General features: G+C 65.1%; 16 protein-coding genes and 1 pseudogene. 13 read left to right on the forward strand and 4 right to left on the reverse strand.

Annotation, left to right across the window (positions count from 1 at the left end; all coding sequences use genetic code 11):
* Positions 1-128 precede the first annotated feature (128 nt).
* The 4 genes from M3A49_RS25715 (at position 129) to hslU (ending at position 4,488) form a co-directional block, all read left to right on the forward strand.
* On the forward strand, positions 129-1,214 hold the full coding sequence (locus M3A49_RS25715) for a CobW family GTP-binding protein (protein ID WP_254357030.1): 1,086 nt from the start codon (positions 129-131) through the stop codon (positions 1,212-1,214).
* A gap of 594 nt (positions 1,215-1,808) precedes the next feature.
* Positions 1,809-2,228 (forward strand): RNA polymerase-binding protein DksA, encoded by a 420-nt coding sequence (dksA, locus tag M3A49_RS25720; protein ID WP_028203189.1) that lies wholly within the window; start codon positions 1,809-1,811, stop codon positions 2,226-2,228.
* Positions 2,229-2,565: 337 nt separating this feature from the next.
* Entirely contained in the window at positions 2,566-3,102 is a 537-nt protein-coding gene (gene hslV / locus M3A49_RS25725) for an ATP-dependent protease subunit HslV (RefSeq protein WP_028203190.1), read from the forward strand.
* Between the two features lie 36 nt (positions 3,103-3,138).
* The gene (gene hslU / locus M3A49_RS25730) at positions 3,139-4,488 is read left to right on the forward strand and encodes an ATP-dependent protease ATPase subunit HslU (RefSeq protein WP_266231581.1); all 1,350 of its coding nucleotides are present in this window, start codon (positions 3,139-3,141) and stop codon (positions 4,486-4,488) included.
* A gap of 68 nt (positions 4,489-4,556) precedes the next feature.
* Here hslU and M3A49_RS25735 read toward each other — a convergent pair whose 3' ends face one another.
* Together M3A49_RS25735 and M3A49_RS25740 are read right to left on the reverse strand one after the other, a co-directional pair.
* Positions 4,557-5,099: a response regulator transcription factor gene (locus M3A49_RS25735; RefSeq protein WP_254357002.1), complete on the reverse strand. Its 543-nt coding sequence runs from the start codon at positions 5,097-5,099 to the stop codon at positions 4,557-4,559.
* 18 nt (positions 5,100-5,117) lie between these two features.
* Complete coding sequence (locus M3A49_RS25740) at positions 5,118-6,554, reverse strand: ATP-binding protein (RefSeq protein WP_266231582.1); 1,437 nt, start codon at positions 6,552-6,554, stop codon at positions 5,118-5,120.
* A 150-nt stretch (positions 6,555-6,704) separates the two neighbouring features.
* Here M3A49_RS25740 and M3A49_RS25745 point away from each other — a divergent pair.
* Positions 6,705-8,145 (forward strand): annotated as a pseudogene (locus M3A49_RS25745) (hypothetical protein).
* A 13-nt stretch (positions 8,146-8,158) separates the two neighbouring features.
* Here the strand turns inward: M3A49_RS25745 and M3A49_RS25750 are convergent.
* Complete coding sequence (locus M3A49_RS25750) at positions 8,159-8,395, reverse strand: cysteine-rich CWC family protein (protein ID WP_028203193.1); 237 nt, start codon at positions 8,393-8,395, stop codon at positions 8,159-8,161.
* 321 nt (positions 8,396-8,716) lie between these two features.
* Between M3A49_RS25750 and argB the strand changes: the two genes are divergently transcribed.
* The 8 genes from argB (at position 8,717) to M3A49_RS25790 (ending at position 16,499) form a co-directional block, all read left to right on the forward strand.
* Complete coding sequence (gene argB, locus M3A49_RS25755; RefSeq protein WP_028203194.1) at positions 8,717-9,616, forward strand: acetylglutamate kinase; 900 nt, start codon at positions 8,717-8,719, stop codon at positions 9,614-9,616.
* A 52-nt stretch (positions 9,617-9,668) separates the two neighbouring features.
* On the forward strand, positions 9,669-10,442 hold the full coding sequence (locus tag M3A49_RS25760; RefSeq protein WP_416339008.1) for a pyrimidine 5'-nucleotidase: 774 nt from the start codon (positions 9,669-9,671) through the stop codon (positions 10,440-10,442).
* A 45-nt stretch (positions 10,443-10,487) separates the two neighbouring features.
* Positions 10,488-11,174, forward strand: a complete 687-nt coding sequence (slmA, locus tag M3A49_RS25765; RefSeq protein WP_266231583.1) for a nucleoid occlusion factor SlmA — start codon at positions 10,488-10,490, stop codon at positions 11,172-11,174.
* Between the two features lie 60 nt (positions 11,175-11,234).
* Positions 11,235-11,825 (forward strand): HdeD family acid-resistance protein, encoded by a 591-nt coding sequence (locus M3A49_RS25770; RefSeq protein ID WP_266231584.1) that lies wholly within the window; start codon positions 11,235-11,237, stop codon positions 11,823-11,825.
* A gap of 311 nt (positions 11,826-12,136) precedes the next feature.
* Positions 12,137-13,282 carry a homoserine O-succinyltransferase MetX gene (gene metX / locus M3A49_RS25775; protein ID WP_266231585.1) on the forward strand — a complete coding sequence of 382 codons (1,146 nt, stop codon included), beginning with the start codon at positions 12,137-12,139 and terminating at the stop codon, positions 13,280-13,282.
* The gene (gene metW, locus M3A49_RS25780; RefSeq protein ID WP_028203199.1) at positions 13,279-13,887 is read left to right on the forward strand and encodes a methionine biosynthesis protein MetW; all 609 of its coding nucleotides are present in this window, start codon (positions 13,279-13,281) and stop codon (positions 13,885-13,887) included. The genes metX and metW overlap by 4 nt, the downstream gene beginning before the upstream one ends.
* An 81-nt stretch (positions 13,888-13,968) precedes the next feature.
* On the forward strand, positions 13,969-15,363 hold the full coding sequence (locus M3A49_RS25785; RefSeq protein WP_254356995.1) for an AmpG family muropeptide MFS transporter: 1,395 nt from the start codon (positions 13,969-13,971) through the stop codon (positions 15,361-15,363).
* Positions 15,360-16,499 (forward strand): M48 family metallopeptidase, encoded by a 1,140-nt coding sequence (locus M3A49_RS25790; RefSeq protein ID WP_266231586.1) that lies wholly within the window; start codon positions 15,360-15,362, stop codon positions 16,497-16,499. The genes M3A49_RS25785 and M3A49_RS25790 overlap by 4 nt, the downstream gene beginning before the upstream one ends.
* A gap of 30 nt (positions 16,500-16,529) precedes the next feature.
* Here M3A49_RS25790 and M3A49_RS25795 read toward each other — a convergent pair whose 3' ends face one another.
* The gene (locus tag M3A49_RS25795) at positions 16,530-17,309 is read right to left on the reverse strand and encodes an exodeoxyribonuclease III (RefSeq protein ID WP_254356993.1); all 780 of its coding nucleotides are present in this window, start codon (positions 17,307-17,309) and stop codon (positions 16,530-16,532) included.
* Between the last annotated feature and the right edge of the window lie 85 nt (positions 17,310-17,394).

Consider the following 17,394-nt stretch of genomic DNA (forward strand, 5'->3'; position numbering starts at 1 on the left):
TGCGGGCGCAGCGCAGATATGTTTCAATAGGAAGTTATGTTGTAACACTCGAAGGCAGCGACAGCACGAAGCGGCGCGCCTGAACGTACCCCTCGAACACCTACCAGGCAGACAGCATGGCAACCAGCATGATTCCCGTCACCATCCTGACCGGCTTTCTCGGCAGCGGCAAAACCACGCTGCTCAAGCGCATCCTGAACGAGAAGCACGGCATGAAGATCGCCGTGATCGAGAACGAGTTCGGCGAAGAGAACATCGACAACGAAATCCTCGTGCAGGACAGCACCGAGCAGATCATCCAGATGAGCAACGGCTGCATCTGCTGCACGATTCGCGGCGACCTCGCGCGCGTGCTCGGCGACCTCGCGCAACAAAAGCGCGACGGCAAGCTGGACTTCGACCGTGTGGTGATCGAAACCACCGGCCTCGCCAATCCGGGCCCGGTCGCGCAGACGTTCTTCATGGACAACGAGATCGCCGACGAATTCCTGCTCGACGCGATCATCACGCTCGTGGACGCCAAGCACGGCAACCATCAGCTCGACGAGCACGAAGTGGTGCAGCGCCAGGTGGGTTTCGCCGACCGCCTCTTCATCACGAAGGCCGACCTCGTCGACGAAAACGAACTCGCCGACCTGCGTCATCGCGTGCTGCACATGAACCCGAAGGCGCAGATCCGCCAGGTGAATTTCGGCGAGGCCGACATCAAGGAAGTGTTCGACCTGCGCGGCTTCAACCTGAACGCCAAGCTCGAAATCGACCCCGACTTCCTCGCCGAAGACGATCACGCTCACGCGCATCACGATCATGACCATGATCACGCGCATGATCATGACCACGCCGATTGCGACCACGATCACGGCCAGTGCAACCACGAAGGCCACGATCACGCCCACCACCATCACGCGCACCACGACGACAAGATCAAGTCGTTCGTCTACCGCAGCGACCGTCCGTTCGATCCGAACCGCCTGGAAGACTTCCTCGGCGGCATCCTGCAGATCTACGGCGAGCGCCTCTTGCGCTACAAGGGCGTGCTCTACATGAAGGGCGTGGACCGCAAGGTGGTGTTCCAGGGCGTGCATCAGATGATGGGCAGCGACCTCGCCGCCAAGTGGCTGCCGATCGAGAAGAAGGGCAGCAAGATGGTGTTCATCGGCATCGAACTGCCGCAGGACCTCATCACCGACGGGCTCGACGCCTGCCTCGCCTGACAGACTTCCCCGCTTTTCCCGATACGCCCGGCCCGCTGCCGGGCGTTTTCGTCTGGAGTTTGTGCACTGCGACGCGGCCCGGGACTGAGTTTGCGGCCCGCGCAAAGAATTCTGCCGGTTTCGTGCGTCAAATAACGTACCCGACCATCGCTTTTTCACGATTGGCGCGTTATATTTTCTGGATATCGACCGGTTCACAAACGGCCTGGTGACAGGCGGGCCACCGCAGGGATTTCCCGCTTGCGGCGCGAGTTTGCGGTTCGGTTACAATACGGCCCCACTGGAAGAGAGGTGCCCCGGAATTCAGCCGAGGGACGCCCCGCCGGCAGCGCATCGCGTCGCAGCGCGCAGTCGGTACGATATATGCCTCAGGAGCATCTGATGACCGGTTTCCAGAGGAGTTCGGCCCCGCAGCGGCGCTTCGGGCGTCACGACAGTTCATCGTCCGTGCCCGCCAGCGCGCATATAACGGCGCGGTAACTGCGCCTGGCAAAGTGGTAAAGGTTGGTAAAGGCCACCGCGGCCACTGCGGGCAACACAAAAGTGCAGGCAAGATGTGCCAGTTTTGCCTCACTCATTGAAGAAGCAAGCCAGATGACGACGAAACGACTCTTGACCGAAGCCGAAATCCTGAAGATGAGCGACAAGGATTACATGAACGAGGATCAGCTCGCCTTCTTCAAGAACCGGCTCGAACAGCTGCAGGCGGAAATCCTCCGCAATGCGGGCCAGACCACCGAGAATCTGCGCGAAACCGTGATCGTTCCCGATCCGGCCGACCGCGCGACGATCGAAGAAGAGCATGCGCTCGAGCTGCGTACGCGCGACCGCGAACGCAAGCTGCTCAAGAAGGTGCAGCAATCGCTCGCTCGCATCGATTCCGGCGACTACGGCTGGTGCGAAGAAACGGGCGAGCCGATCGGCATCCCGCGTCTGCTCGCGCGTCCGACCGCCACGCTCTCGCTCGAAGCGCAAGAGCGCCGCGAACTGCGCCAGAAGCTGTTCGGCGATTGAGCTTTTTTCTGGCCGCGCAGCCCTGCTTGCGCGGCTAGCGACTTGCCTTCCCTGTCGAAGCGCACGGAGCCCCGTGCGCTTTTTTCTTTTGCGCGCGCCGTTGCACGCCCGGCCGCCGTGCCGTTTTCTGTGCCCGCGGGCCTTGATATGCCCATCGCCGCCCTAAACTCCAGGTGATATGCGCTCGCGGCGCCCGAGAGGCGCGCGCAGCGCACCCGGATTCAGGGCGGCGGCGCCCGCAGCGCGCACGACGCGCGGGCACCGCGGCGCCCACCCAAAAGCGGCAGGCACACCACCTTCGCATCCAACCCGGCATCAACGGTAAAAAGGAACGCACATGGAGCAATTTCACGGCACGACGATCGTATCCGTGCGGCGCGGCGACAAGGTCGCGCTCGGCGGCGACGGCCAGGTCACCCTCGGCAACATCGTCATGAAGGGTGGCGCGAAGAAGGTCCGGCGCATTTACGGCGGCAAGGTCATGGTCGGCTTCGCCGGCGGCACCGCCGACGCGTTCTCGCTGCTCGACCGCTTCGAAGCCAAGCTCGAAAAGCATCAGGGCAACCTCACGCGCGCCGCCGTCGAACTCGCCAAGGACTGGCGCACCGACCGCATGCTGCGCCGCCTCGAAGCCATGCTGATCGCCGCCGACCCGACCACCACGCTCGTGATCACCGGCAACGGCGACGTGCTCGATCCCGAAGAAGGCATCTGCGCGATCGGTTCGGGCGGCGCGTATGCGCAGGCCGCGGCCCGCGCACTCCTGGAGAACACCGAACTCTCGCCGCGCGAGATCGTCGAAAAATCGCTCGAGATCGCGGGCGACATGTGTATCTACACGAACCACAATCGCGTGATCGAAACCATCGAATAACTCGCCAACCGACCGCACAGACGAGAAGGAATCAGGATGAGCACCATGACCCCCGCCGAGATCGTCTCGGAACTCGACAAGCACATCATCGGCCAGGCGAACGCGAAGAAGGCCGTGGCCGTCGCGCTGCGCAACCGCTGGCGCCGCCAGCAGGTCGCCGATCCGCTGCGCCAGGAAATCACGCCGAAGAACATCCTCATGATCGGGCCGACGGGCGTCGGCAAGACCGAAATCGCGCGCCGTCTCGCGAAACTCGCGGACGCGCCGTTCATCAAGATCGAAGCGACCAAGTTCACCGAAGTGGGCTACGTGGGCCGCGACGTGGACAGCATCGTGCGAGACCTCATCGAAATCTCGGTGAAGCAGACGCGCGAAACCGAAATGCGCAAGGTGCGCAGCAAGGCCACGGATCAGGCCGAAGACCGCATCCTCGACATCCTGCTGCCGACGGCGCGCCCGGTAGGCTTCGGTTCGTCCGATGCGGCGAGCCACGCCGAAAGCGGCGACAACGCCACGCGTCAGACCTTCCGCAAGCGCCTGCGCGAAGGCCAGCTCGACGACAAGGAAATCGAGCTGGACGTCGAGCAGCCGCAAGTGGGCATGGACATCATGGGCCCCCCGGGCATGGAAGACATGACCGAGCAGATCCGCTCGATGTTCGCCAATCTGGGCGGCGGCAAGAAGACGCGCCGCAAGCTCAAGGTGAAGGAAGCGCTCAAGGTCCTCACCGACGAAGAAGCGGCGAAGATGCTCAACGACGAAGAGGTCAAGCAAAAGGCGGTACAGAACGTCGAGCAGAACGGCATCGTGTTCCTCGACGAAATCGACAAGATCGCCTCGCGCAACAACGAAGGCAGCGGCGGTGAAGTTTCGCGTCAGGGCGTGCAGCGCGATCTGCTGCCGCTCGTGGAAGGCACGACCATCAACACGAAATACGGGATGGTGAAGACCGATCACGTCCTGTTCATCGCGAGCGGCGCGTTCCATCTTTCGAGGCCGAGCGATCTGATTCCCGAACTGCAGGGCCGTTTCCCGATTCGCGTGGAACTCGACTCGCTCTCCGTGAAGGACTTCGAAGCGATTCTGGTCGCGACCGACGCGAGCCTCGTGAAGCAGTATCAGGCGCTGCTCGCAACCGAGGACGTGCAACTCGATTTCGCCGAAGACGGCATTCGCCGCCTCGCGGAAATCGCCTTCTCCGTGAACGAGAAGACCGAGAACATCGGCGCGCGCCGTCTCTACACGGTGATCGAAAAGCTGCTGGAAGATGTGTCGTTCGCGGCCGGCAATCACGCGGGCCAGAGCGTGAGCATCGACGCAGCCTATGTCGACAAGGCGCTCGGCGAAGTGGCGCAGGACGAAGACCTGTCGCGTTACGTGCTCTAAACGTTACGCATGGCGCATGAAAAAGGGACCCCGCGGGGTCCCTTTTTTTTTGCCGCGCCGGGCTGTGCTTACTGGCGCACCGGGCGCTTCGCGAGCTTGCGCTGCAGCGTGCGCCGGTGCATGTTGAGCGCGCGCGCCGTGGCCGAGATATTGCCGTTGTGCTCGGCCAGCACGCGCTGGATGTGCTCCCATTCGAGGCGCGCGACCGAGAGCGGCGCCGGGTGCTCGATGGCCTCTTCGGCCTGCATGGCGCTCGCATCGCTTTGGAGTGCCGAGAGAATCATCTCGACGTTGGCGGGCTTGGCCAGATAGTTGTCCGCGCCATCCTTCACGGCCTGCACCGCCGTGGCGATGCTCGCATAGCCCGTGAGCACGAGCATGCGTGCGTCCGGCTGCAGCTCGCGCAGCGGCGCGATGAGCGACAGGCCTGAGTCGTTGCCGAGATGCAGGTCCACGGTGATCTGCGAGAACTTCTGCTGGTTGGCGCAGCGAATCGCCTCTTCCGCATTGTGTGCCTGCTTCACCTCGAAGCCGCGCCGCGTGAGGCCGCGCGTGAGGATGTCGGAGAACACTTCGTCGTCGTCGATGACCAGAAAACTCATATCGCTCATGCCTGATTCTCCGTGTTGTTACGCGGCGTCGGGCCGGGTCGGCCCCTCGCCTGATCCAATCTCCGAACCCGCGGGCGCTGCGCCCTCGCGCGCCGCCGCCGCGGGGCTCGCCTGACCCACCTTGACCTGCTTCGCCGGCAGGCGCAGCACCGCACGGGTGCCACGCGGGCGGCGCGGGCGCATGCCGCTGCCGGTTACGACGCCGGCCGGCGTCTCGTCGTCCGCGCCGCTCACTTCGCCCGACGCGCTGCCGGGCGGCGTGACGTCGTTGAGCTCGATCGAGCCGCCAAGCCGCGCCGCCGACGAAAACGCCAGATACAGCCCGACGCCGTGACCGCCCTGGGTGCTGTCCACGGGCGCGGCGCCCAGCGAGGCACGCAGCGATGACGGAATGCCGGGCCCCGCGTCGCAAACTTCGAAATCGACGTAACCGGCTCGCGCGGCCGCATAGGCGCGCAGCGTCACGAAATCGCGGCTGGCGCGCGCGGCGTTGTCGAGCAGGATGGTGAGGATCTGGCCGACGGCGACGGTGTCGTCGAGGGCGAAGTCGCCCGGCCCATTGTCGAGGACTTCGAACTTCACGTGCGGATGGCGCAGGCGCCATTGCTCGACGAACGGCCCGAGCCATTCGCTCACGACCTGGCGCGCGCCCGTGGACGACGCGCGGCTCCTCAGCCGTGCGAGCGCCGAGGTGCAAAGCGAGATCTGCTTGTCGAGCAGTTCGAGGTCGGCGGCATACGGTTCGAGGCCCTCGTCCGTTCGCGCGACGTCGCGCAGCTCCTCGGTGAGCATGGCGATGGTCGAGAGCGGCGTGCCGATCTCGTGCGCCACGGTGGCGGCCTGCACGCCCAGCGCCACGGCGCGCTCGTCGCGCAGCAGGCGCTGCTGCGCGTCGCCGAGCGCCGTGTCGCGCTGGCGCAGCGCACGCGACATACGCGCGACGAACCACACGATCAAGCACACGCTCACCATGAAGTTCACCCACATGCCCGCGCGATAGTAGTCGAACAGGTTGGCGGGATTGTCGAGATTGAGCGGCACGTTGTCGAAGCCGAGCAGCACATAGCAGGCCACTGCGAAGGCCGCGAGCCAGGCAGTGAGATACCACGGCAGCACGGCGGCCGCGATGGCGAGCGAGGGCAGGTACAGCGAGACGAACGGATTGGTCGTGCCGCCGGAAAGAAAGAGCAGCGCGGAAAGCGCGCCGAGATCGACCCAGAGCTGGCCGAACAGTTCGAGATTCGACTCGGGACGATCCTGCGTGACGCGCAGCCAGGTCACGCCGTTGAACGCCACTTCCATGGCGATCACGAACAGCATGGCGGGCAGCGGCAACTGCACGCCGATGAAGAGCTGCACGAATGCGATCGTACAGAGCTGGCCGATGATGGCGAGACTGCGCAGCCAGAACAGATGGCTGAGATTGACACGAGCACTGACGGTTATGCGATGCATGCTGTCAGTTTACCGGTTAAGACTTATCTGATTCATCATCTTGAAAGGGTTTGCTTCAATCTATGTCATCCGCCGACCACATTCGCCTCGGCGCTTTCTGACAAGCAAGACGGAACAATGCAAGCCTCGCCTCCTGACGTACTTCACACTGTGCGCAATCTCTTTCTCGATTTCATCGACGCTGCCACCGCCAGTGGAACCGACAAGGCGACCGATGCGTCCGCACACGAATTGCTGCCCGCCACGCGCGCCAAGCTGCGCGGCCTGGACAACGACACGCTCGTGCTCATCGCCGCTCGCGCACAGGACAGCGCCCTGGCGCAAGAAGCCGTACGCCTGAGCGCCGCGATCGCCCGGCTCGCACCGGAGCGGGCCGCCGCGTGGTTCGCAGCGGGCCTCGCGCTGCAGTTTGCAAACCGTCACGCCGAAGCGGTAGAACCTTACCGCCACGCGCTGGGAATCGCGCGTACGTTTCCAAATCTGCGCAACAATCTTGCAACAGCTTTGATGCAGATCAATTTTGGAGACCGCGAGATTCTGCCGCTGCTCGAAGAAACGGTCGCCGAAGAGCCCGACAACGTCAACGCCTGGATCAACCTTGCCCGCGTGTTCGCAACCGATACCGACACGGCGCGTCCACTCCGCGCCAGCTGCCGCGCGCTCGACCTCGCGCCGCAAAGCCCGCTCGCCCTGAACAATCATGCGATGGCCTGCAAGGAAACGCAGCAGTGGGTCGAGGTCGAACGCGCCGCGCGCGCCGCCTGCCAGTATGCGCCCAACGACGCATCGCTACGCTTGAACCTGTCGATGACCCAGCTTCTGCGCGGCAACGATGCCGAAGGCTGGCCCGGACACGAGATGCGCTGGCAGGGGTCGAGTGAGCTGGCCATGGGCCCGCCCGGTGTTCCCGAAGCCCGAGTGGCGAGGCGAGCCGCTCGCGGGCCGCACATTGCTGGTATGGGGCGAACAGGGCATGGGCGATCTGCTGCAATTCTGCCGCTACGTGCCCATTTTCGGCACCGAGGAAGCCACGATCCCGGGCCCCACGGGTTATCTCAAGGCCGATCCCGAGGCGGCGGCGCGCTGGCGCGAACACCTTGCGGGTGAAAAGCGCCTGAAGGTCGGGCTCGCGTGGACGGGCAGCCTCACGCACAAACGCAACCCGTTTCGTCGCGTCGGGCTCGAGCGGTACGCCCGGCATTTCGGCGGCATCGAGGGTGTGGCGTTCTATTCGCTGCAGCCCGGCGTAGGGCAAGACATCGCCGCGGCGCGCGACGCGGGGTTCGGGGTGGCCGACTTCAGCGCTCAGCGGAAGACCTTCGACGACACCGCCGCGTTCGTCGACGCACTCGACCTGGTGATTTCCGTGTGCACGTCGAGCGCACACCTTGCGGGCGCGCTCGGCAAGCGCGCCTGGGTGCTGCTGGACGTGAATCCGCATTGGGTTTGGCTGCTGGATCGGCGCGACAGTCCGTGGTATCCGAATACCCGGCTGTACCGTCAAAAGGCGTTCAGACAGTGGGAGCCCGTGCTCGACGAAGTCGGCGCCGATCTCGCGGCGCTCGCGCAGAGTGCGCAACGCAGCGCGTAAGTCAGCGCGCACTTCATGGCATAGCGCTCCTGCCCTTCGGCGCGGCGCCCGCCGCCGGAGCCGCCGCGGCCGCGAGGCATTCGGGGCAGAGGCAGCGCCCGCGCGGGTCCAGCTCGCTCGCGGGCAACGCGGGCAGCGACTTGCACCAGCAATCGAAGGGTTCGGTGTTCCTGCCGCAGTCGAAGCTGTTCCCGCAGCGCGGGCAGCGGGCGCTTTTCATGCCGGTGGCGGGCACGGCGGAGGCGGTCATGGCGCGCACTCCTCTCGAAGCCATGGGTTGGCGACAAGAAGATGATGCCACAGCCCGCGCGTGCGTCCTGCGCCTCGCTTTTCAGGTCTGCCATTTCCTGCCGATTTCGCCCCGTTTTGCGGCGCTGCCGATGCGCCCGCGCCCGTGTTGCGCATGTGCCTCGCCGAGCGCGAGATGCGCGTCGTTTTCCCCGCCCTTTTCTCTGCTGCACCGCGCCAGTCCTGTACAATCCGGCCTGTTTCGACCGTTTTGCCGCCGCGTATTTCGTCCGCGGATCTTCGTCCGCGAGTTTCGTCTGTTTTTCGTCCAGCCTCCGCCGCCATGTCCGAGCCCATCGACCTTTCGCAGATCGCCCCCACCCTGAAAGCCGAAATTCTGGCCGAAGCGCTGCCTTACATTCGCCAGTATCACGGCAAGACCGTCGTCATCAAGTACGGTGGCAACGCGATGACCGAAGAGCGGCTCAAGCAGGGCTTCGCGCGCGACGTCATCCTGCTCAAGCTCGTGGGCATCAATCCGGTCATCGTGCACGGCGGCGGCCCGCAGATCGACACGGCGCTCAAGAAGATCGGCAAGCAAGGCACGTTCATCCAGGGCATGCGCGTGACCGACGAAGAAACCATGGAAGTCGTCGAGTGGGTGCTCGGCGGCGAGGTGCAGCAGGACATCGTCACGCTCATCAACCACTTCGGCGGCCACGCGGTCGGTCTGACCGGCAAGGACGGCGGCCTGATCCACGCGCGCAAGCTGATGATGCCGGACCGCGACAACCCCGGTCAGTACATCGACATCGGCCAGGTGGGCGAAGTCGAGGCCATCAACCCGGCGGTCGTGAAGGCGCTCCAGGACGACGCGTTCATTCCGGTGATCTCGCCGATCGGCTTCGGCGAAGACGGCCTCTCGTACAACATCAACGCGGACCTCGTGGCGGGCAAGCTCGCGGTGGTGCTCAACGCCGAAAAGCTCGTGATGATGACGAACATCCCGGGCGTGATGGACAAGGCGGGCAATCTGCTCACCGACCTCTCGGCGCGTGAAATCGACGCCCTCTTCGAAGACGGCACGATCTCGGGCGGCATGCTGCCAAAGATCTCATCGGCGCTCGACGCGGCCAAGAGCGGCGTGCGCTCGGTGCACATCATCGACGGCCGCATCGAACACTCCGTGCTGCTGGAAATCCTGACCGAACAGCCGTTCGGCACGATGATCCGCTCGCACTAAGCCCCTTCCTCCCGGCGGCGGCGCCGTGCCGCCGCCGCGTCTCACGTCCGCGATGACCGACTCCAGCCTTCATGCCACGCGAGCCCGGCGCCGGCCGCGCCGCGTCGCCCGCACAGCGGGCGGCCCCAGCTATGGCGCCCCCACCTTGCGCGGCCCGGTCTGGCTCTTCGACCTCGACAACACGCTGCACAATGCGTCGCGCGCGATCTTCCCGGCCATCAACGCCGGCATGACGCAGTACATCGTCGACGCGCTCGGCGTGAGCCGCGACGAAGCCAATCATCTGCGCACGAGCTACACGCGCCGCTACGGCGCGACGCTGCTCGGCCTCACGCGCCATCATCCGATCGATCCGCACGACTTCCTCAAGGTCGTGCACACCTTCGACGACCTGCAGGGCATGCTGCACGCCGAGCGCGGCCTCGCCCGCACGCTCGCCGCCCTGCCCGGACGCAAGATCGTTCTCACCAACGGCCCCGAGGACTACGCGCACGCGGTGCTCGCGGCACTCGGCATCGAGCGGCTCTTCGAACGCGTGATCGCCATCGAAGGCATGCGCTCGCGCAGCCACTGGCGCGCCAAGCCCGACTGCGCGATGCTGCGCGGCACGCTGCGCCGGGCGGGCGTGGCGCTCGCCGATGCGATCCTGATCGAAGACACGCGCAGCCACCTCAAGCGCTACCGGCGCCTCGGCATCCGCACCGTCTGGATCACCGGGCATTTGCCGCCGCACCTGCCGGGCACCGGCAGGCCTCACTATGTCGATCGTCGCATTCGTTCGCTAAAATCCCTGAAACCAGGCCTGCAGTCGGGACGCTCGAAGTAAAACGGGGGAGCGCACACCCAGAGGCCAACGCCAGGGACGATATCCATGCAGCCGACACAAACGCGTGAAGCAGTCGAAGCAGCAGATTCGCCGGGCGCGGCCCGCCGCGCCCCCCGCCCGAAACCGGGCGAACGCCGTATCCACATTCTCCAGACGCTCGCCAGCATGCTCGAGGCGCCGCGCGGCGAAAAAATCACGACCGCGGCGCTGGCCGCGCGCCTGGGGGTTTCCGAGGCCGCGCTGTATCGCCATTTCGCGAGCAAGGCCCAGATGTACGAGGGCCTGATCGATTTCATCGAGCAGACGCTCTTCGGGCTCATCAACCAGATCGTCGAAAAAGAGCCGAGCGGCGTCCTGCAGGCGCGTGCGATCGCCCTGATGCTCGTCAATTTTTCGACACGCAACGCCGGCATGACCCGCGTACTGACCTGCGAAGCCCTCGTGGGCGAGCACGAGCGCCTCGCCGAGCGCGTGAACCAGATGCTCGATCGCGTCGAGGCGTCGCTGCGCCAGTGCCTGCGCGTCGATCTCGCGCAGGAGGCCGAGCGCAAGGCGCTTTCGGGGTCTGACCATGTCAACGCGAAGCCTGCCGCCAAGGGATACGATCCAACGGTCCGGGCGAATCTGGTCGTGCGCTATGTGATCGGTTGCTGGCATCGCTATGCGCAAAGCGGCTTCACTCGTTCACCGAGCGAGCACGCCGACGAGCAGATCCGCATCATTCTTCAATAGCGCGACCGCGCGGCGTCTTTCCGCGGCGGTGGCTCGCGTCGCTACCAGGAGAACCGTCGCATGAACCGTCCCGTTCCTCCCCTCGGCCTGCCGCCCATCCTGATGGGCCTGTCCGCCCATTGGGGCTGGCTCGTCGCGCGCGGCAGCGCCGCCATCATCTTCGGCGTGCTCGCCTTCTCGCTGCCCGGTCTCACCGTGCTCACGCTCGCCATCGTCTGGGGCGCCTACGCCATCGTCGACGGCGCGTTTGCGCTCATCTACGGTGCGCGCGGCGGCGGCAGGCGGCGCTGGACCTACGTCATCATCGGTCTGATCGGCGTGATCGCGGGCCTCGTGGCGTTCTTCTGGCCCGGCGAGACCGCCATCGTCCTCGTGATGATCATCGGCGTGTGGGCGTTCTTCACGGGCATCTTCGAAATCGTCTACGCGATCCAGTACCGGCACGCCATCGCGCATCCGTGGGCGGTCGGGATTTCGGGGCTGCTCTCGGCCACGGTGGGCTTCTTCTTCGCGATGTTCCCCGGCGCGGGGGCGCTCTCGCTGATCTGGGTGATCGCCGCCTATGCGGTCCTGTACGGCCTCCTGATGATCATCGCGGCCTTGCAGCTGCGGCGCTGGCGCAACGCGCATCCTTCTGCGCCCGGGAAGTGATAAGGCTTCGCAGCCTCGCGCGGTGCGCGGGCACGTGAAGCGGCGGTGCCAAGGCGCCGGGCGGCAGCGCGGCGCCCGGCCCGCCTTGCCCGTGCGCCGCGTCGCTTTGCACTTTTTCCGATATACTCTGCGTTCCTTTTGCAATACCCACGCGCCGATTTGCTGACTCGATTGCGGGCGCGTGAACTCCAAAGGCCTGGGCCCCGGAGTTCGATATAAATGCGGCTAAAGAGGTCGTCAGCTGCGCCAATCCTTTCGCACTCCGCGCCCGCCGACACCGTTTAGCCGCCCGAAAAACCAAGGCGGAACGAATGGAATCGATCGGCATCGTCGCTCCTCAAACACTGCATTTCGACGAGCCTCTGCAACTGCAGAACGGCACGGCACTGGCTGGGTACGACCTCGTGGTCGAAACCTACGGCACGCTCAACGCCGCGCGCAGCAACGCGGTGCTCGTCTGTCACGCGCTCAATGCGTCGCACCACGTGGCGGGCGTCTACGCGGACGATCCCAAAAATGTGGGCTGGTGGGACAACATGGTCGGCCCGGGCAAGCCGCTCGACACCAATCGCTTCTTCGTGATCGGCGTGAACAATCTCGGCTCGTGCTTCGGCTCGACCGGCCCGATGAGCATCGACCCGGCCACCGGCCAGCCTTACGGCGCGAAGTTTCCGGTCGTGACCGTCGAGGACTGGGTGGACGCCCAGGCGCGCGTGGCCGATCGCTTCGGCATCGAGAAGTTCGCCGCGGTGATGGGCGGCAGCCTCGGCGGCATGCAGGCGCTCGCATGGAGCCTGCGCTATCCGGATCGCCTCGGCCACTGCATCGTGGTCGCCTCCACGCCCAAGCTCTCGGCGCAGAACATCGCGTTCAACGAGGTCGCGCGCTCGGCTATCCTCTCGGACCCCGACTTCCATGGCGGCGACTACTACGCCCACCACGTGAAGCCGCGCCGCGGCCTGCGCGTGGCGCGCATGATCGGCCATATCACCTATCTGTCCGACGATGACATGGCCGAAAAATTCGGCCGGGCGCTGCGTCGTGCCGAAGGCGCCGAGAACGCATACAACTTCAACTTCGACGTGGAATTCGAAGTGGAGTCGTACCTGCGCTATCAGGGCGACAAGTTCGCCGACTACTTCGACGCCAATACCTACCTGCTGATCACGCGCGCGCTCGATTACTTCGACCCCGCCAAGGCGTATGACGGCGACCTCACGCGCGCGCTCGCGCACACGAAGGCGAAATATCTCGTGGCGAGCTTCGCGACCGACTGGCGTTTCGCGCCCGCGCGCTCGCGCGAACTCGTGAAGGCGCTGCTCGATCACAAGCGCCAGGTGACCTACGCGGAAATCGACGCGCCGCATGGTCACGACGCCTTCCTGCTCGACGACGCGCGCTATCACAATGTGGTGCGCGCTTACTACGAACGTATTGCTGCTGAGGTGGGCGCATGAACCAGAGCGCTTTCGACAGTCTTTCCGCCCGTCCCGACTTTCGCACCATCGCGCGCTGGATCGAACCGCGCGCGAAGGTGCTCGACCTCGGCTGCGGCGACGGCTCGCTGCTTTCGCTGCTCACCGAGGAGCTGGAGTGCACGGGCTACGGCATCGAGATCAACGACGCGGGCGTGCTCGCTTCGGTGAAGAACGGCATCAACGTGATCCAGCAGAATCTGGAAGACGGCCTGCGCCTGTTCGAGGACGCGAGCTTCGATTTCGCGGTCCTCTCGCAAACGCTGCAGACCATTCACCAGACGGCCGCCATCCTGCGCGAGACGGCGCGCGTGGGCAAGGAGTGCATCGTCTCGTTCCCGAACTTCGGCTACTGGCCGCACCGGCTCTCGGTGCTGCGCGGACGCATGCCGGTTTCGAAGTCGCTGCCCTATCAGTGGCACAACACGCCGAACGTGCGTGTTCTCACGGTGAAGGACTTCGAGGCGCTCGCGCCCGAGGTGGGCATCGAAATTCTCGACCGCGCCGTGCTGCATGGGGGTCAGACCGTTCGATGGGGTGTGAACTGGCGTGGTAGTCTTGCGGTCTATCGCGTGAGAAAAAAATGACGCCGTGCGCGGCGTCGCGTGTTTTTCTGCCCGACCGGTTCGCGAGGAACCGCACCCAACACCGCCGCCGCTAACGACGACATGCAGAATCCGCCCCACGAGGCACCCGCTCTTACCGCTCACGAATCCCACCCCGGCTGGCGTGCGTATCTGAATACGCACATGCTGATCTGCGTGTTCCTCGGCTTTACCTCCGGGCTGCCGCTCTTCACGCTCGTCTATCTGGTGCAGGCGTGGCTGCGCTCGGAGGGCGTCAATCTCAAGGAGATCGGCCTCTTCGCGCTGATCCAGTTCCCCTACACCTGGAAGTTCGTCTGGGCGCCGCTCATGGACCGCTACGTGCCGCGCCTGCCCGGCTGGCGCCCGGGGCGGCGGCGCGGCTGGATGCTCGTCACGCAGATTCTCGTGGCGCTCGCCATCGGCACGCTCGGCTACGTTTCGCCGAAAGACTCGATCTGGACCGTGGCCGCGCTCACCGCGCTGGTGGCGTTCTTCGGCGCGAGCCAGGACATCTCCATCGACGCCTATCGGCGCGAACTGCTGACCGATACGCAGCAGGGCCTCGGCAACGCCGTGCACGTGAATGCCTACAAGATCGCGGCGCTCGTGCCGGGCTCGCTCGCGCTGATCCTCTCCGACCACCTGCCGTGGAGCACCGTGTTCGTCGTGACGGCGGTGTTCATGATTCCCGGCATGATCATGACGCTCGTGGTGAAAGAACCCGAAGTGCACGGCGCGCCGCCCAGGAACCTGCGCGAAGCGATCGTGCAGCCGTTCGCCGAATTCGTGCGCCGCGATGGTCTCGCCGCGGCACTGTTTGTGCTCGCCTTCATCTTCCTCTACAAACTCGGCGACACGATGGCGACCACCCTGTCCACATCGTTCTTCCTCGACATCGGCTATTCGCGCACCGAGATCGGCGTGATCGCCAAGATGACGGCGTTCGGTGCGAGCCTCGCGGGCGGCATTATCGGCGGCGTGGCGCTCGTGAAGATCGGCATTGGGCGCGGGCTGTGGATCTTCGGTTTCCTGCAAATGATTTCTACTCTGGGTTTCGCGTGGCTCGCGCAGCTCGGCGCAGGGTCGCCCTCGCTCGCCGCCATCTACGATGCCGTGCTCGCCGTGAGCCACGCGGTTTCGTGGGCCGCGAGTCTCTTCGGCGCCACCGTGCAGTTCACGCTCGACCCGCGCGCCGTTGCGCTCGCGCTCGTGTACGGCTTCGAGACCTTTGCAACGGGGCTCACGCTCGCCGCGTTCACTGCCTATATTGCAAGCACGACCGATCCGCGTTACACCGCCACGCAGTTCGCACTCTTCACGAGCCTCGCCTCCGTGCCGCGCACGCTGGCCTCCGCCGCAAGCGGCTACGTGGTCGCGAAGATCGGCTGGTTCGACTATTTCATCGTCTGCACGGTGCTCGCGGTACCGGGTATGCTCCTGCTCATTCGTATTGCCCCGTGGAGAATCCGGTCGTGAGCACGCATGAGACCGCCGCGCAAAGCCAGCGTGCGCTGCAGCGCAGCGGCGCACGCGCTCGCGCACTCGTGCTGGCGCTCGCCGCGGCATTGCCGGGCCTTTCTGCATGGAATGCGCGGGGTGCCGAGAACCCGGCCGCCACGAGCGCCCCGGCGGCCTTGCCGGGCAACCCTGCCACGCCGCCAGCAGGCAGCGCCGCGAGCGCAGGCAATGCCGCAACCAATCAGGCGAACGGCGCGGCGAACAACGCGAACGGCGCAACAAACAGCGGCGCGAACGCAAGCGCCTCGCCGGGCAGCGTCGCCCCCGGCGCGCCGAACACCGGCCGCGTGGTGCGCTTCGGCAACGCCGCCGTATATCGCAACCTGATTCCTTCGCCGATGCTCGAAGCGCAGGCCACTGCCGAGTTCAACGAGATCGTGCGCGGCGCGGCCCATTCGAACCGCCTCTATGCCGAAAGCGATCCGCACGTGCAGCGCGTGCGGGCGTTCGTCGACCGGCTCGCGCCTTACTCGTTGAAGTGGAGCGATCGCGTCAAGAACTGGAAGTGGGAAGTGGCGGTGATCCGCTCGAACGACATCCGCATGTATGCGCTGCCGGGCGGCAAGATCGTCGTGTACGGCGGCCTGCTCGACCGCGTGAAGCTCAACGACAACGAGTTCGGCATGCTGCTCGGCCACGAGATCGCACATGCGGTGCGCGAGCACGTGCGCGAGCGCCTTGGCGAACAACAGGCCGCGCAGATCGAATCGGGCTCCGTGCCGCAGCTATTCGGGCTCGCGGATCTCGGCGTGTTTCCGCTCGGCATCGGCTCGCAGCTCGTGGAGATGCACTACGCCCACGCCGACGAAACCGAAGCCGACGTGATCGGCAGCGATATCGCCTCGCGCGCGGGCTTCGATCCGCGCGCGGCGCTCACGCTGTGGGACAAGCTCGCGGTGGCGACGCGCGCCGACCGCGACCAGGGCTTCATCTACGTGCATCCGTACACGCCCGCGCGGCGCGCCGATATCGCCAAGCGCCTCGCCGACATGATGCCGCTCTACGCAAAGGCCATCGGCAAGCCGCTCGACGAGTTGCCCGACTACCAGGGCATCCCGGCGGTGCAGAAGCGCAAGGTGGTGTCGGCGCCCTGAAAGCGGTTTCACAGCGCGGCGCGGTGAGCGTCAGCTCTTGACCTTGTAGTCGTAGTCGATGGTCAGCGGCGCGTGGTCGCTGAACTTGATGTCCTTGAAGATCGACGTCTTTTTCGCCTTGTGCGCAACGCCGGGCGTCGCGATCTGATAGTCGATACGCCACCCCACGTTCTTCGCATACGCCTGGCCGCGATTGCTCCACCACGTGTATTGCTCGGGACGCGGGTCGAGCGTGCGGAACACGTCCACGTAGCCCACGTCGTCGAAGAGGCTCGTGAGCCATGCGCGCTCTTCGGGCAGGCAGCCGGAGTTCTTCTGGTTGCCCTTCCAGTTCTTGATGTCGATTTCCTTGTGGACGATGTTCACGTCGCCGCACAGGATCACTTCGCGCTCACGCTTGAGTTCCGCGAGATGCGGCATGAATTCGTCCATGAAGCGGTACTTCGCGGCCTGACGCTCGTCGCCGCTCGAGCCCGAAGGCACGTACACCGAAATCACCGACAGCTTGCCGAAGCGCGTTTCCACATAGCGCCCTTCCGGGTCGAACTCCTCGCTGCCAAAGCCGATGATGACGTCGTCGGGCTCGTGGCGCGAATAGACGCCCGCGCCGCTATAGCCCTTCTTCACCGCATGCTGGAAGTAGCCTGTGAAGTCGTGCGGGGCGAGGAATTCGGGCGTCATGTCGTCCTGCGAGCACTTGATTTCCTGCACGCAGAGCACGTCGGCCTTCTGTTCGCCGAACCATTCGAAAAAGCCCTTCTTCGCCGCCGAGCGGATGCCGTTCAGATTCGCGGTGATCACACGCAACATGTCTTCTTTCCTCTTGATTGTGCGTTGCCTCGCACGGCGCGCCGAACCGGACCTGCGCTGCACCCCGCGAGGGAATTGGGTCGGC

The sequence above is a fragment of the Paraburkholderia sp. CNPSo 3076 genome, from assembly GCF_026343935.1.
GTDB lineage: Bacteria > Pseudomonadota > Gammaproteobacteria > Burkholderiales > Burkholderiaceae > Paraburkholderia > Paraburkholderia nodosa.

What these genes read in the sequence shown, in the direction of transcription:
- M3A49_RS25715 (WP_254357030.1), top strand. Translation starts at nt 129, where the DNA reads ATGATTCCCGTCACCATCCTGACCGGCTTTCTCGGCAGCGGCAAAACC.
- dksA (WP_028203189.1), top strand. Translation starts at nt 1,809, where the DNA reads ATGACGACGAAACGACTCTTGACCGAAGCCGAAATCCTGAAGATGAGC.
- hslV (WP_028203190.1), top strand. Translation starts at nt 2,566, where the DNA reads ATGGAGCAATTTCACGGCACGACGATCGTATCCGTGCGGCGCGGCGAC.
- hslU (WP_266231581.1), top strand. Translation starts at nt 3,139, where the DNA reads ATGAGCACCATGACCCCCGCCGAGATCGTCTCGGAACTCGACAAGCAC.
- M3A49_RS25735 (WP_254357002.1), bottom strand. Translation starts at nt 5,099, where the DNA reads ATGAGCGATATGAGTTTTCTGGTCATCGACGACGACGAAGTGTTCTCC.
- M3A49_RS25740 (WP_266231582.1), bottom strand. Translation starts at nt 6,554, where the DNA reads ATGCATCGCATAACCGTCAGTGCTCGTGTCAATCTCAGCCATCTGTTC.
- M3A49_RS25750 (WP_028203193.1), bottom strand. Translation starts at nt 8,395, where the DNA reads ATGACCGCCTCCGCCGTGCCCGCCACCGGCATGAAAAGCGCCCGCTGC.
- argB (WP_028203194.1), top strand. Translation starts at nt 8,717, where the DNA reads ATGTCCGAGCCCATCGACCTTTCGCAGATCGCCCCCACCCTGAAAGCC.
- M3A49_RS25760 (WP_416339008.1), top strand. Translation starts at nt 9,669, where the DNA reads ATGACCGACTCCAGCCTTCATGCCACGCGAGCCCGGCGCCGGCCGCGC.
- slmA (WP_266231583.1), top strand. Translation starts at nt 10,488, where the DNA reads ATGCAGCCGACACAAACGCGTGAAGCAGTCGAAGCAGCAGATTCGCCG.
- M3A49_RS25770 (WP_266231584.1), top strand. Translation starts at nt 11,235, where the DNA reads ATGAACCGTCCCGTTCCTCCCCTCGGCCTGCCGCCCATCCTGATGGGC.
- metX (WP_266231585.1), top strand. Translation starts at nt 12,137, where the DNA reads ATGGAATCGATCGGCATCGTCGCTCCTCAAACACTGCATTTCGACGAG.
- metW (WP_028203199.1), top strand. Translation starts at nt 13,279, where the DNA reads ATGAACCAGAGCGCTTTCGACAGTCTTTCCGCCCGTCCCGACTTTCGC.
- M3A49_RS25785 (WP_254356995.1), top strand. Translation starts at nt 13,969, where the DNA reads ATGCAGAATCCGCCCCACGAGGCACCCGCTCTTACCGCTCACGAATCC.
- M3A49_RS25795 (WP_254356993.1), bottom strand. Translation starts at nt 17,309, where the DNA reads ATGTTGCGTGTGATCACCGCGAATCTGAACGGCATCCGCTCGGCGGCG.